The organism is Streptomyces sp. TRM68416 (genome assembly GCF_014596915.1).
Taxonomy (GTDB): domain Bacteria; phylum Actinomycetota; class Actinomycetes; order Streptomycetales; family Streptomycetaceae; genus Streptomyces.
In genome coordinates this window covers 128,049-142,103 of record NZ_JACVWU010000003.1, presented here as the reverse complement: position 1 = coordinate 142,103, position 14,055 = coordinate 128,049, and the positions used below count along the sequence as shown (strand labels likewise).

Sequence of the window (14,055 nt, the reverse complement as noted above, 5' to 3'; positions counted from 1 at the left end):
GGTGGAGGCGACGGTGGCCGTCGGTGGAGACGACGGTGGCCGTCGTTGAAGGGGGCGGTGCGGGTCGGTCAGACGGGTGACGTGGTCACGGTGATGGCGTCCGCCGCGGCCCGGGCCCGCGCCAGCGCCTGCGCGCCGCTCGGGGCGACGGCGACGACATGGCCGTGGCGGGCGGTGTTGTTGGGCTGCGCGGCGACCCGGGTGCCGGGCTCGACGTACAGCCCGACGTCCACCACTCCGGGCAGCCGGGCCGCCGCGCCGGCGCCGGACACGGCGGTCACCGTGCCCGCGGCGGCCGGCAGGAACGCGATGGCGGCGGCCTGGCGGCGGCCGGGCGCGGGCAGGGGACGCGCGGGGTCCAGGTACAGGGCGACGAGCTCGGCGGCGATGTCCACGCCGGTGCTCAGCGCGACGAGCCGGGTGATCCGGTCGCCCGCCGGACGGCAGTTGATCTCGATCAGCCGGGGGCCGTCGGCGGCCAGCCGCAGCTCCACGTGGGCGGCGCCGAAGTCGAACCCGACGGCGCGCAGCGAGCGTACGGCCACGTCCGCGCACCGCTCGTCCAGGCCGGAGCCGAGCGCGGCGGGCACATGGTGGCCCGTCTCGCAGAAGTACGGCAGCTCCCCCAACTGCTTGGCGGTGACGGCGAGCACGGACACCTCGTCGCCGCGCACCAGCACCTCGACGCTGACCTCGGGCCCGTCGACGTACTCCTCCACGAGCGCCGCCGGGATCTTGCGCTGGCCGCGCTCGTTGTGGGTGTCCTTCAGCAGCAGCCTTACGTGGTCGGCGGCCTCGTCGGCGTCGCGGCACAGACGGACGCCGTTGCTGCCGCCGTCGTCGAGGGGCTTGACCACGCACGGCCAGGCCAGGCCGAGCCCGTGCACCTCCTCGGGTGCCGCCACGCGGGCGAAGCCCGGCACCGGCACCCCGGCGGCCGCGCACCGCCGCCGGGTGGCGGACTTGTCACGGGCCGCGCGCACCCCGTCCGGGTCCGGTCCGGGCAGGCCGAGCGCACGGGAGGCGACGGCGCCGCTGATCATGTGCCACTCGCCGACGGCGACGACCGCGTCCGCCGGGACGGCCAGGGCCCGCACGGCGGCGACGACGGCGTCCGGGTCGTTGGTCTCGCAGGTGACGGCCTCGTCGACGAGGGACAGGTCGAGGCGTTCGTGGCCGGGCGCCAGGTAGGTCGGCAGCTCCCGGGTCAGGAAGGTGACCCGGTGGCCGGCCCGGCGGGCGGCGGCGATCGCCTCGTAGCCGCTGCCGGTGAGGTTGCTCTCCAGGAAGACGACGTGCCGGCTCCCGCTCATCCCACGGCCTCCGGGGTCCGTACGACGAACAGGTCCTCGCTCAGCTCGCGCAGCCGGTCGAGGTCGGCGAGCAGCCGCTCGGGCGAGTCGGCGCGCAGCTCGATCCGCAGCGGCGATCCGGCGCCCTCGTGGCGGGGCCGGACCAGGTCGCCGGGGTGCTTGTAGACGTCGATCTGGGCGGTGGACGGCAGGGCGCGGACGCGGTCCAGGCCGGCGTACTCGACGAGCGTCCCGGCGTGCTCGGGGTACGGGGTGACGACCGCCGCGGCGCCGTCACGCACCGGCTCGACGTCGGGTGCCACGCCGCGCAGGACGTCCCGGTACCCGGCGATCAGGTTGATGCCGTAGGCCTCGCGCAGCAGCGGTGCCCGGTTGGCGCCGGGCCGGCCGGCCACCTCGATCAGCCGCGGGCCCGTGGGTCCGTGCACGAACTCGACGTGGGCGAGGCCGCGCCGGATGCCGAGGGCGCGGACGGCGTCGGCGGCCAGGTCCCGCATCCGGGTCCGTTCGGCCGGGCTGAGCCGGGTGGCGGTGACCCGGGCGAAGTGGTGGAAGTCGGTGCCGCCGAGGTCGGTGCCGGTGACGACGTCCACGACCGGGGTGGTCCACACCCGGTCCTCCAGGACCAGGCACTCCACCGAGTGGTTGGTGCCCGTCAGGAACTCCTCGACCAGGATCTCCGCCGGGGTGTCGGTGATGCGCTGACCGGCGCTGAACCCGGGGAGCGTGGCGGCGAGCCGGCGGTACGCGGCCGTCAGCTCGGCCCGGTCGTCGCAGCGGGAGACGAAGTAACTGCCCCACAGGTTGCCGGGCTTGAGGATCACCGGGTAGCCGGTCCCGGCGGCGAAGGCCAACAGCTGTTCCTCGTCGGTGACGACGGCCGATCGGGCGGAGGCGTGCTCGCCGATGTGCCGGGCGAACCGCCGCCGCATCTCGCTCTTGCTGCGCACGGCGGCCGCGGCCTCGCCGCTCATCGCGGGCAGCCCGAGCCGCGCGCAGACCTCCGCCCACAGCGGGACCAGGGTCTCGTCGACGTTCAGGACCGCCTCGATCCGCCACCGCCGGCCGATCTCCCGGACACGCTCGGCGACCGCGTCGGCGCCGTCGGCGAAGGGCATCCGCTCGATCAGCGTGAACTCCTCCGGCTCCAGCGTGTGGATGCTGTCCGAGTCCCGCAGCACACCGAGGGCCACCCCGCTGCCGAGCAGGCCGGCGTAGAACTCGGGGCGCTGGACGGCGCCGAAGTACAGCACCAGGGGCGGGAGCGTCACCACCGGGTCACTCGACACCGCTCATCACCTCCCGCAGCGACGCCAGCCCCTCGGCGATCCGGTCCTCGGCGATCGCGTACGACAGCCGCACGAACCCCTCGGCGCCGAAGGCGGTGCCCGGGGTCACGGCGATCCGGGCCTGCTCCATGAGGACGCCGGTGAGGGTGTCGGTGTCCGGGACGGGCACGCCGCCGATCTTGCGGCCGAGCACGTCGCGGACGTCGAGGAAGTAGTAGAAGGCGCCCTCGGGGGTGGCGGCGGGCCGGATGTGTCCGATGTCCGCCAGGGCCTCGGCGACGGAGGCGTGGCGGCGGGCGAGGATCTCGCGGGCCCGCGCGGTGAAGCCGTCGAGTTGGCCGCGGGCGGCGGGCAGCAGGGCGTGCTGCACGACGCTGGTGACGTTCGAGGCGGTGTGGCTCTGGAGGTTCTTCAGCACGTCGATCAGCGGACGCGGGCCGTGCACGTGGCCGGCCCGCCACCCGGTGACGGCGAAGCTCTTGGAGAACGAGCCGATGCCGACGGTCAGTTCGCGGGCCTCGGGGACCAGGGCCGCGGGGTGGGCGTGGGTGACGCCGGGCAGCACCAGCTCGCCGTAGCACTCGTCGAAGACGATCCACACCCGGTGCTCGACGGCCCAGGCGGCGATGCGGGCCAGCTGTCCGGGCGGGCAGACGGCGCCGGTCGGGTTGTTCGGGGTGTTGAGGACGAGCATCCGGGTGCGCGGGGTGCGCAGCGCCTCCAGCCGGTCCACGTCCGGGACGAACCCGGTGTCCGAGGTGTCCACGGGGACGGGTTCACCGCCCGCGATGCGGATCTGCGCGGCGAACGTCCCCCATCCCGGGTTGGGCACCAGCGCCTGGTCGCCCGGGTCGAGCAGGGCGAGCGCGGCGAGGTGCAGTCCGTGCTTGGCGCCGGTGGTGACGATCACCTCGCCCGCCTCGTACGGCACTTGGGACAGGCGGGAGATCCGCTCGGCGAGGGCCGCGCGCAGGGCGGGCAGGCCGGCGGTGTCGGTGTAGCGGTGGGTGCCGGCGTCGGCGGCGGCGTGCAGGGCCTGGAGCACCTCGGGGGGCGGGGCGAGATCCAGCTCTCCCGCGGCGAAGTTGACGATCTCGACGCCCTGCGCGCGCAGGGCTTCGGCCTTGTTGCGGGTACCGGATGTCTTGGACCCGGAGACGGAGTGCGCACGTGCGGCGAGGCGCATGCGGGGCTCCTTTCAGTGGGGGGCGGGGTTCTTGGGTGGGGGGAGGGTGGAGGCTGTGGGGGCGTAGGGACCGCGGCGGCTCGGTCGAAGCAGGTCGGGCGAGGTCAACTACGGTTCGGCAGCGCCCTGAAGGGGCGCGGGGAACTGCGCGACCAGCCACGACGGCGTCGCAGGCGAACCACACCGCAGCGGGGCACTTCCATCGGGGCGCTTCCAGCGGAGCGCTCAGCTCGCGACCACCCCGGCCAGCACCGATACCGAACTGACCACGAGCAGGCCCAGTACGGCGCGGCGGAAGCGATCGGCGTCGAAGCGGGCGAAGATGCGCTCGCCCGCGAAGATGCCGATGAACAGGGCGGGCACGCCGGCCAGCAGCGCCCAGCCGACCTCGGCGGTGAGCTGCCCGCTGATCCCGAAGCCTGCCAGTGACGCCAGGCTCGTACCGGAGAAGACGACGCCGAGGGTGGCCCGCTGGACCCGCGGGGGCAGCCGCAGGCCCTGCATCGCGGCCACCATCGGCGGGCCGTCGATGCCGGTGGAGGCGAAGGAGGCGCCGGAGAACGCACTGATCCAGGCGACCGCGCCCAGCCCGCCGCGCACGGTGAACCGACGCCACACCATCACCGTGCACAGCAGCACGACCACGGCGATGACCAGCGACAGCGCCCGCGGGGGCAGCGCGTGCAGCAGCCACACCCCGAACGGCACCCCGGCCAGCCCGGCGGCGAGCGCGACGGCGGTGATCCGCCGGTCCACGTGCCGCCAGTCCTTCACGGCGATCCACAGGCTCAGCGGCGCCGCCATGATCGCCGCGACGACGACCGCGGTCACCGGGTCGAGCAGCAGCGTCAGCGGCGGCACCGCGACCAGCGAGAAGCCGAAGCCGGCGGTGGTGCGGATGACGGAGGCGAGGGTGAGGACGAGGAAGACTCCGAGCACGGCGGTCATATGTCCACCCGCACCACGTCGTTGGTCAGCTCGCCAACGCCCTCGACGGCGACCGTCACCGAGTCGCCGGGGTGCATCCGGGAGACGCCCGCCGGGGTGCCGGTGAGGATCACGTCCCCGGGCAGCAGGGTCATCGCCGCGCTGATGTGGGCGATCAGCTCGTTCACCGGCCGTACCATCCGCGCGGTCGAACCGTCCTGCCGCAGCTCGCCGTTGACGGTGGCGGTGACCCGCAGCGCGGCCGGGTCCAGTTCCGTCTCCACCCACGGGCCGAGCGGGCAGAAGGTGTCCGAGCCCTTGGCCCGCCACCACTGCCCGTCCGGCTTCTGCAGGTCCCGCGCGGTGACGTCGTTGGCGCAGGTGTAGCCGAGCAGGGCAGCGGGCACGTCCTCGGGCCGCAGGTCGCGGCAGCGGATGCCGACGACGGCCGCCAGCTCCGCCTCGTGGTGCAGCTCGTCGCTGTACGCGGGGAACACGATCGGCGCGCCCGGCCCGATCACGCTGGTGGACGGCTTGAGGAAGATCAGCGGCCGTTCCGGCACCTGGTTGCCCAGCTCGGCGGCGTGCGCGGCGAAGTTGCGGCCGACGGCGACCACCTTCGAGGGCTCGACGGGCGCGAGCAGGCGCACCTCGTCCAGCGGGCGGGCGGAGCGGCCGGACGCCGGGCGGCGCTCCCCGTAGGGATCGCCCTCCAGCGGGACCACCAGCCCGTCGGCGCCGAGGACGCCGTACGAGACCTCCCCGCCGTCCGCCTCCTGGTATCTGACGATGCGCATGTGTCACCCGTTCTCTTGCTGTGCCGGCGTATCGCGTCCGGCGCTCTCTGGCTGTGCCGGCGTGTCGCGTCCGGTGGTCAGTGCCCGGCGCAGCAGCGTGGCCAGATGCGTGGCCCGCCGCTCGGTGCCCTGGGAGATCTGCGTACGGCAGGAGAAGCCGTCGGCGACGATCGCTGTGCCGGAGTCCGCGGCCCGCACCTTCGGGTACAGCTCGCGCTCCGCCGAGGACTGGGAGACCTCCCAGTGCCCGGGCTCGTAACCGAAGTTGCCGGCCAGGCCGCAGCAGCCCGCGGTGACGACGTCGGTGTCGACACCGAGCCGCTTCAGTACCTGAAGCTCCGCGCCGTGCCCGGGACCGGCCTCGGTGTGGCAGTGCGGCTGGAGCACGGCCGGGGAGTCGAGCGTGCCGAAGGGCCAGTCGCCCTCGTGGCGGGCGACGAGTTCGGCGAGCGTGGTGGTCTGCCGGGCCAGCCGGCGCGCGGCCGGCGAGTCGGGCAGCAGCTCCACGGACTCCTCGCGCAGCGCCTGGGTGCACGACGGTTCGACGCCGACGACGGTCCGCCCGGCCGCCAGGTGCTGTTCCAGGGACTTCAAGGAGCGTCCCAGCACGGCCCGCGCGACGCCCAGTTGACCGGTGGAGTACCAGGTCAGGCCGCAGCAGACCGGGCCGTCCGGCAGGACGACGTCGTAGCCGAGCGCTTCCAGCACCTCGACGGTGTCGCGCGCGCCGGACGGGTCGAGGAAGTTGGAGAAGGTGTCCGGCCACAGCACGACCGTCTCGCGCCGCTCGCCGGATGCCGTGTCCGATGCGCCGGATGCCGTGTCCGATGCGCCGGATGTCTTGCCCGGTACACCGGAAGCCGTGCCCAGTGCGCCGGAAGCCGTGCCCGGTACACCGGATGTCGCGCCCGGTACGCCGGATGTCTTGCCCGGTACGCCGGAAGCCGTGCCCGGTGTGCCCGCGCGTGCGGTCCTGGTGCGGAACCACTGCCGGAACGTGCGGGGCGCGACGCCCAGCAGGTCGCGCCGGGGCTCCAGACCGGCGAGCCGGGACAGCCGCCGGGCGACCCCCGGCCGGGTCGCGAGCGCGTTGACCGCGCCCGGCGCCAGCGAGGCGAGCCGGCCGAGCAGCGGCAGCCAGCCGAGGACGTAGTGCGCCCGCGGCCGCAGCCGCCCCTGGTAGTGCCGGTGCAGGAACTCGGCCTTGTAGGCGGCCATGTCGACGTTGACCGGGCACTCGCTCTTGCAGGCCTTGCACGACAGGCACAGGTCGAGCGCCTCGCGGACCTCGTCCGAACGCCAGGCGTCCGGCAGGGTCTCGCCGCGCAGCATCTCGCCCAGCACCCGGGCCCGGCCGCGCGTGGAGTGCACCTCGTCACCGGTCGCCTGGAAGGAGGGGCACATCGCGCCGGTGGCGTTGCGGCAACTGCCGACGCCGATGCAGCGGCGCACGGCGCCCGCCATGGAGCCCCGGTCGGCGGAGAGGGTGACCATCGGCAGGGCGTGCCGGTCGTGCCCGGGACCGGGCCGCACCGCGGCGTCCAGCGGGGCGGGGTCGACGAGGATGCCCGGGTTGAGCAGCCCCTCGGGGTCCCAGAGCCGCTTGAAATCACGGAACGCGCCGAGGAGTTCGGGCGAGTAGGTGCGGCTGAGCAGTGCGGAGCGGGCGCGGCCGTCGCCGTGCTCGCCGGAGGCGCAGCCGCCGTGCGAGACGGCGATGTCGGCGGCGGTCTCGATGAAGGCGCGGTAGTCGGCGATGCCGGCGTCGGTGGTGAGGTCCCAGTCGACGCGCAGGTGCAGACAGCCCTCGCCGAAGTGCCCGGTGATGGTGCCCTGCCGCCGCCGCTCCGCCATCAGGGCGTGCAGGTCCTTCAGGTAGCCGGCGAGGTTCTCGGCGGGCACGGCGGAGTCCTCCCAGCCGGGCCAGGCCTCGCGCCCGTCGGCCATGCGGGTGGCGATGCCGGCGCCGTTGCGGCGGATGCTCCACAGGGCGTCGGTGCGGGCGGCGTCGGTGAACACCTCCCAGCGGGCCCCGCTCTCCCGGCCGACGCGGCGGGCGCGGGCCTCGGCGTCGGCCGGGTCGGTGCCCTCGATCTCGCAGTACAGCCAGGCGCCGCCCGGCGGCAGCAGGTCGACGCCCTGGGCGCGGCCGGGCCGTGAGCGCAGCGCGTCGACGAGGGCGGCGTCCATGCCCTCGACGGTCAGCGCGCCCGCCGCGGCCAGCGCCGGGGCGGCCGAGGCGGCGTCGTAGACGTCCGGGAAGCCGAGGACCAGCAGCACGCGGGCGGCGGGCACCGGGACCAGGCCGATGGTGGCGCCGACGACGATGCCGCAGGTGCCCTCGGAGCCGACCAGGGAGCGGGCGGCGTGGAAGCCCCGCTCGGGCAGCAGCCGGTGCAGCCCGTAGCCGGAGACCTGGCGGCTGAACCGCCCCAGCTCGGTGCGGATCGCGGCGAGGTGCCCGTCCCGCAGGTCGCGCAGCCGGGCGTCCAGGTCCTGGTCGCCGGTGGTGTCCGCGCCCACGCCGAGCAGTTGTCCGCCGGCGCGCAGCACGTCGAGGCGTTCGGTGATGTCGGCGGTGGTGCCCCACGCCACGGAGTGCGGTCCGCAGGCGTGGTTGCCGATCATCCCGCCGATGGTGCAGCGGGAGTACGTCGAGGGGTCCGGGCCGACGGTCAGCCCGTGCTCGGCGGCGCGGGCCCGGACGGCGCCGAGCACCGCGCCGGGCTGCACGGTCGCCGTCCGGGCGTCCGGGTCGACGTCGACGATCCGGTTCATGTGCCGGGAGAAGTCCAGCACCAGGCCGGGGCCGATGGCGTTGCCCGCGATGGAGGTGCCGCCGCCGCGGGCGGTCACGCCGACCCCGTGGGCCGCGGCGACCGCCACCGCGGCGGCGGCCTCCTCGGCGTCGCGGGGTTCGACGACGGCGCGCGGCACGACCCGGTAGATCGAGGCGTCCGAGGTGTACGCGGACCTGGTGAGGGCGTCGACGCGGGCCCCGGGCAGCCGTTCGGCCAGCTCCCGCAGGAAGCCGTCGGCGGTGTCGGCCCCCGGACGGGCGCCCGCTTCCGGGGCCGCGTCAGCCGTCATTGCGCGGGAAGAAGTCGACGAGCAGCATGTCGCGGACGCCGGTGCGGTGGCCCTCGGCCGGCTCGATGGCGTCGACGCCGTGGAAGACCCGCCGGTCGTCGATGACGATCGTCTCGAACGGCTCGGTGAGGGTGGTGCGCAGCAGCGGCCGGTGCTCCCGGTCGTAGATCTGGGAGGTGCCGCCCTGGACGCCGGTTCGGCCCATGAAGACCTGGGCGACGAAGTGGTGGCCGTCCTCGTGGACGCCCTCGGGGGCGGGCAGGCCCTCGGCGTCGCGGGTGGCGGTGATCCGGATCTGGTGGATGCCGACGCCGCCGCGCTCGCGGTCGAACACGCCGGGCAGCCGGTCGGCGAGGGCGGCGACGAGGGTGCGCAGCACAGCGGACGTCGCGAACTCCTCGGCGAGCGGCGGGAAGTGCCGGTCGACGCCGCCGTGCAGGGCGTTGACCTCGACGGACTGGTGGAAGGCGCCGGGGCCGTCGGGCTCCATGCGGTCCACGCCGCGGAAGGAGCCGTAGCGGCGGCGCCGGTAGTCGGCGCCGTCCTTCAGGTACGCGTCGACGGGCAGGTCCTCCCAGGTTTCCCGGAATGCCTTCACTTCCTCCTCGGTGTGGCCCGCCAGTGCGCCGAGCATGTCGGCGGCGGGTATGTGGAGATAGGGCGCGGCGGTGGTGGTCATGCTGTTTCCCCCTCGATCGATGGACGCTGCGGCGGGCGCCGGACCCTGGTCGGCGGGTCCGGATGGACGGGCGCGTGGCGTCCGGGTCAGACCGCCGACTCGGCGGGCCGGGCGCTGTCCCAGCCGATGTCGTCGGCGAGCGCTGGGGTGGTGGCGAGGAGGAGGGCCGCGAGGGTGGCGGCCGGTATCAGCAGACGGCGAAGCACAGTGGTACTGCCTCTCTGGGTGCGATGCGGGTGTACGGCGATGCCGGGCCACGTTCCGTACGACGCTGTTCACAGCGGGTTCGTGTGGCCTTCGACAGCCTGTCCCAGCCGCCGGGCCCGCCTCAAGATCAACAAGGGAGCCGGAACCCGCACTGCGGGAACATGACGGGCGCACACCCTGCGCACGGAGGCATTCGCGAGGGCGTACGCCGAGCCGTGTTGACACCCCGAGCAGCCCCGGGCGAAATCCGCGCTAGGCCTCTCGGGGCACAAACCAGAGGGCCTCCGACCACAGGGCCGCCCCGTCGCGGCACGTCCGGCGGAGCGCTCAGCCTGCCTCCCGCTGCTCCTGCAGCACCTGCTCCCGGTCCCGGTCCGCCAGTCTGCGCAGCATCTCCAGGACGCGGTCGCGGGATTCGTCGGCCGCGTCGATCGCCTCCATGCACTGCCAGTAGGTGCTCTCGTCGTCCGCGGAGCTGGCCAGGCCGACGAGGGCGATGCCGACCTCGCCGAGGAGGCCGCCGAGGTACATCAGGGCCTGGCGGGCGTCGCCCAGTTCGGTGAGCTGGGCCGCGCGCAGGTCCCCGGCGTCGAGCTCGGGGGTGACCAGCACCCCGCAGCCGCGGCCCGCCAACTCGGTCAGTCCCAGGGCCTCGCCGCGCAGTTCGGGCGGGCCGAAGACGGCGAGCCGGCTGCCGATCGCCTGGGCCAGGGCCTGCGCCTGCCAGACCTCCGTCATGACCTCCGGCGGTTCGCCGCTCCCCGCCAGGGCGCGTCTGCTCGTCACGATGAGCCGCACCGCGTCCATGCGCTGCCCCCGGTCTGTCCGACACGCCCCTCGGCGCGTCCGCCCGAACTCCGTTGTCCACTACCCAGAGTGAGGGTGTGTGGGATGAAAAGCCAGAGGAAGGCGGAAATCTGCGGACAACAAATCGGTTTCAGGCCGTTGATTGAATGCGGAGAGTAATAGCGGATCGATTCGCTCCTGTTGACGCCTCCGGGGTCACGGCGCCGGGAACCTCCGCTCGTTCCGGTCGATCTTCGCGTCCAGCGCCGCCAGGGGGTCGATGCCGAGCACCTCGCACAGCTGGAGCAGGTAGGCGAGCACGTCGGCGACCTCGTCCGTGACGCGGTGCGCGGTGTCCGCGTCGGCCATCACACGCGTCGACTCCTCGGGCGTCAACCACTGGAAGATCTCGACGAGTTCGGAGGCCTCCACACTGAGCGCGGCGACGAGGTTCTTGGGGGTGTGGTACGGCTGCCAGTTGCGGGCGGCGGCGAACTCGGCCAGCCTGCGCTGGAGTTTCGCCACGTCGAGAGGTTCGGTCACGGGTCCAGGTGTACCACCGTGGCGCCGGGCACCGGGACCGCCCAGGATCCGTCGCTCACGGCCGCGACGAGGCGGATGTGGCCGCGCTCGCACATCCGGGCGGCGAGCCGCAGCAGTTCGACGCGCTGGCGGGGGTCCAGCGAGCGGTCGAGGCCGTCGGCCAGGACGGTGAGCGTCTGCATGGCGGGCGGCACCTCGCCGGCCGCGTCGACCTCCAGTACCCCCGGTCCGGTGAGCAGCACCAGGGTGAGCGCGGCATACCGCAGCTCGCCGTCGCCGAGGCGGCCGAACTCGGTGCGGTGTCCGCCGCCGCGGTCGAGCACCGCCCGGACCGTGCCGTCCGCGAGGGGCTCGGCGAGTACGTCCGCGACGGGGCCGGCGCATCCGGCGCGCACCGCGGCGACCAGCTGCTGGTGGCGTCGCACGCATTCGGACCGGGTGCGCCACAGTACGTCGGCGAGGTTGTCGCAGCCGCCGAGCAGCCGTCCCGAGCCGGTCGGCACGGGGACGCGCATCCAGTCGGGCCGTGGATCGCAGGCGAAGACGGAGCGCAGGGCCACCACCATCTGCTCGGCGGCGGCCAGCACCCTGCGCTGTCCGTCGGTCTTGCCGGCCACCCGCAGGGGCAGCAGCGCGGTGCCGAGCCGGTCGTCCGGCAGCGGGGCGCGGGTGACCGGGGCGGATCCGGCGGTGTGCCAGGCGGCCTGCACGGCACGTCGGCCGGGATCGCGCAGGGCGGTCTCCAGCAGGGTCAGCCCGTCCGCGGTCAACCTCTCCCCCGCGATGCGCAGTTCCGGCTCGACCTGTACGGCGACGTCGAGCCGGACCGGCCCCTCGGGCCCGTCGGCCGTGCAGCCGATCCGGAAGCCGCGGCGGCGCTGCGCGTCGGGGCGGGCCCGCTCCGGGACGCAGGAGACCGGGTCCGGGAACACGTCACCGAGCCGTGCGCCGCCACCGAGGCGGGCGAGTGCCTCGTACGCCCGCAGCGCGCTGGTCTTGCCGCAGCCGCTGGGGCCCGCGAACACCGTGAGCGGTCCGAGCGGGAACCCGGCGCCGCGGTGCCCCGCGAAGGCGGACAGCCGCAGCTCGGTGAGACAGGGCCGGTGCGATGCCAAGGGCTCGGGTGACGTCGGCAGGGTCGCCGCGGTGGGGGGTACGGAGGGCGCGGTCATATGCGGACCGTAGGACTCCGCCCGTATGGCGAACCGTTCCGCCGCCGTGACCTTCCTACGATCGAGGGACCACGGAAGGGTGGGGCTCAGGACTCCGGGACGCCCGCCGTCTCCATGATTCCGCTGACCTCGGTGCCGGGCGGGGTCAGCAGGAAGACGTTGCGGTCGACGCGGTGCATCCCGCTGGACAGGCCGAAGACGACGCCGGTGCTGAAGTCGAGGACGCGCTTGGCCACCTCCGTCTCCGCGCCGGTCAGGTCGAGCAGGACGGGGATGCCCGCCATCAGCGTCTCGGCGACCTCGCGGGCGTCGCCGAACACGTTGACCCGGAGGACGACGAAGCGGCGGCGCGGCTCCGTGGCCGCCTCGGGGAGTGAGCGGTGGTCCACCGCCGACGGCCAGGCGTCCCGGCCGCGCAGGGGTACCACCTGGGCGAGCCCTTCCCACTGCTCATCGGTGACGTCGTAACGGTTCACCGGCTCCCCCCGAACTGACTCGCCTTCAATGCGTGCACCAGCCAATTCTTACGCCAAGTCACCCGTCCGGCCCAACTGCGACACGGTGCCCGGCGCCAACGGGGTGCCGGCGGTTGCACTTGCCGGGTGGGTCGCGCAGCCCGGCGCTACCGGGGTGCCGCCTGCGCCCACCCGTGCCGCCCCAGGCGGCACGCATGCCCGCAGGACGGACGGCGTGAGCCGACACCGCCTGCCAGGGTGGGCGCCGCCCCAGGCGGCACGCATGCCCGCAGGACGGACGGCGTGAGCCGGCACCGCCTGCCAGGGTGGGCGCCGCCCCGGGCCGCACGCATGCCCGCAGGCTCAGCGGTGTGGGGTGGGCGCAGGGTGAGTGCCCGAAGGGGCGCGGGGAACTGCGCGACCGGCCCCCGCCGGGCCGCAGGTCGTCGGCTGCCCCGCCCGGCGGAGCGTCACGCGTGGCAGGTGGGGAGTCTGCCGTTGTTGTAGGTGATCATTTCGGCGAAGGCCTCGGGGATGTCGACGGTCCGGCCGGAGGCGATGGCTTCGCGTTCGTCGAGTTCGGCGTAGGCGCGGTGGAGGTTGCCGACGACGCGTTCGAACTCGGTGAGGTGCCCGAAGGTGCCCCTGCCCGCTTCCTTGGCGGCGGCGAGCGGGGTGAGGCCCTGGGCGCGTCCCTCCGTCGCGACGCGCTGGATCCAGCGCAGGTACTCCTCCGTCTCGTCCAGGACCTCCGGGCCCCGGACGGGACCGTGCCCGCAGACCACCGTGCGGGGGCGCAGTGCGCGCAGGCGGGCCAGAACCTCGAGGGATCCGGAGACCGAGCCCATCAGGACGAAGGGCGAGCTGCCCGCCATCGCGATGTCCCCGGCGAACAGCACGCGTTCGGCGGGCAGCCAGGCCACCACGTCGTCGTTGGTGTGGGCGGGCCCGAAGTGGAGCAGCCGCACCTCGCGGTCGCCCTGGTGCAGCCGCAGCTCCTGGTCGAAGGTGATGTCGGGGAGCCGGACCGAGAGTTCGCCCCAGGAGACGTCCGGCCAGACGCCGGTGAGGGCCAGGCCGTTGCGCTCCATCTCGGCCCGGGTGCCCCGGTGGGCGACGACGGTGGCGCCCCCGAACGTGCCGTTGCCGTGGGTGTGGTCACCGTGGTGGTGCGTGTTGACGAGCAGCCGCACCGGGCCCCGCCCCAGCCCCTGGACGGCCTCCCGCAGGGCCGCGGCACGGGCGGCCGTGGCCGCCGTGTCGACCAGGAGCAGGCCGTCGGGCCCGGCCACCACGCCCGCGTTGCTCAGACACCACCCTCCGTCGGGCTGGAGGTGGGCGTACACCCCGTCGGCGACCTCGACCAGCTCGGTGCGCAGCGCGGTGGGCGCGGTCACGAGGCCACCGCCCAGTACGGGTGTCCGGGCGCCGCCCAGCTCGTACCGCCGCCCCCCTGCTGGGTCCAGGCCACCGCCGGCGGCGCCACCGGCAGGGGCTCCACCGTGGCCGTCGTACGGCTTCCCGCGAGTGCCAGCAGGACCGTGAGCAGCGCTGAGAGCTCCTCCGCCGTGGGCTCGCCACGCACTACCTTCACGACCCGCTCCGTCTCCT

At 74.4% G+C, this 14,055-nt stretch carries 13 protein-coding genes; all 13 read right to left on the bottom strand.

The window, feature by feature from the left end:
• Positions 1 to 68 precede the first annotated feature (68 nt).
• The 13 genes from ICC28_RS06065 to ICC28_RS06005 all read right to left on the bottom strand — a co-directional run bounded on the left by ICC28_RS06065 (position 69) and on the right by ICC28_RS06005 (position 14,038).
• Positions 69 to 1,313, bottom strand: a complete 1,245-nt coding sequence (locus tag ICC28_RS06065) for an ATP-grasp domain-containing protein (RefSeq protein ID WP_188287362.1) — start codon at positions 1,311 to 1,313, stop codon at positions 69 to 71.
• Positions 1,310 to 2,602, bottom strand: a complete 1,293-nt coding sequence (locus ICC28_RS06060) for an ATP-grasp domain-containing protein (RefSeq protein WP_188287361.1) — start codon at positions 2,600 to 2,602, stop codon at positions 1,310 to 1,312. The genes ICC28_RS06065 and ICC28_RS06060 overlap by 4 nt, the downstream gene beginning before the upstream one ends.
• Positions 2,592 to 3,788, bottom strand: coding sequence for an aminotransferase class I/II-fold pyridoxal phosphate-dependent enzyme (locus ICC28_RS06055; protein ID WP_188287360.1), 1,197 nt, complete (start codon positions 3,786 to 3,788; stop codon positions 2,592 to 2,594). The genes ICC28_RS06060 and ICC28_RS06055 overlap by 11 nt, the downstream gene beginning before the upstream one ends.
• 225 nt (positions 3,789 to 4,013) lie before the next feature.
• A complete protein-coding gene (locus tag ICC28_RS06050; RefSeq protein WP_188287359.1) occupies positions 4,014 to 4,736 on the bottom strand; it encodes a sulfite exporter TauE/SafE family protein in 723 nt (240 codons plus the stop codon).
• Entirely contained in the window at positions 4,733 to 5,512 is a 780-nt protein-coding gene (locus tag ICC28_RS06045; RefSeq protein WP_188287358.1) for a fumarylacetoacetate hydrolase family protein, read from the bottom strand. Before ICC28_RS06045 ends, ICC28_RS06050 begins: the two co-directional genes overlap by 4 nt.
• Before the next feature lie 3 nt (positions 5,513 to 5,515).
• Positions 5,516 to 8,602 carry an FAD-binding and (Fe-S)-binding domain-containing protein gene (locus ICC28_RS06040; protein ID WP_188287357.1) on the bottom strand — a complete coding sequence of 1,029 codons (3,087 nt, stop codon included), beginning with the start codon at positions 8,600 to 8,602 and terminating at the stop codon, positions 5,516 to 5,518.
• Positions 8,592 to 9,281, bottom strand: a complete 690-nt coding sequence (locus tag ICC28_RS06035) for a 2OG-Fe dioxygenase family protein (protein ID WP_188287356.1) — start codon at positions 9,279 to 9,281, stop codon at positions 8,592 to 8,594. Before ICC28_RS06035 ends, ICC28_RS06040 begins: the two co-directional genes overlap by 11 nt.
• A 534-nt stretch (positions 9,282 to 9,815) precedes the next feature.
• The gene (locus ICC28_RS06030; RefSeq protein ID WP_188287355.1) at positions 9,816 to 10,295 is read right to left on the bottom strand and encodes a DUF6099 family protein; all 480 of its coding nucleotides are present in this window, start codon (positions 10,293 to 10,295) and stop codon (positions 9,816 to 9,818) included.
• Positions 10,296 to 10,490: 195 nt separating this feature from the next.
• Positions 10,491 to 10,817, bottom strand: coding sequence for a nucleotide pyrophosphohydrolase (locus ICC28_RS06025; protein WP_188287354.1), 327 nt, complete (start codon positions 10,815 to 10,817; stop codon positions 10,491 to 10,493).
• On the bottom strand, positions 10,814 to 11,989 hold the full coding sequence (locus ICC28_RS06020) for an AAA family ATPase (RefSeq protein ID WP_188287353.1): 1,176 nt from the start codon (positions 11,987 to 11,989) through the stop codon (positions 10,814 to 10,816). Before ICC28_RS06020 ends, ICC28_RS06025 begins: the two co-directional genes overlap by 4 nt.
• A gap of 86 nt (positions 11,990 to 12,075) precedes the next feature.
• Positions 12,076 to 12,465 carry a cell division protein SepF gene (locus tag ICC28_RS06015; protein WP_188287352.1) on the bottom strand — a complete coding sequence of 130 codons (390 nt, stop codon included), beginning with the start codon at positions 12,463 to 12,465 and terminating at the stop codon, positions 12,076 to 12,078.
• A gap of 449 nt (positions 12,466 to 12,914) precedes the next feature.
• Positions 12,915 to 13,841 carry an MBL fold metallo-hydrolase gene (locus tag ICC28_RS06010; RefSeq protein WP_188287351.1) on the bottom strand — a complete coding sequence of 309 codons (927 nt, stop codon included), beginning with the start codon at positions 13,839 to 13,841 and terminating at the stop codon, positions 12,915 to 12,917.
• A complete protein-coding gene (locus tag ICC28_RS06005; protein ID WP_188287350.1) occupies positions 13,838 to 14,038 on the bottom strand; it encodes an acyl-CoA carboxylase epsilon subunit in 201 nt (66 codons plus the stop codon). Before ICC28_RS06005 ends, ICC28_RS06010 begins: the two co-directional genes overlap by 4 nt.
• Between the last annotated feature and the right edge of the window lie 17 nt (positions 14,039 to 14,055).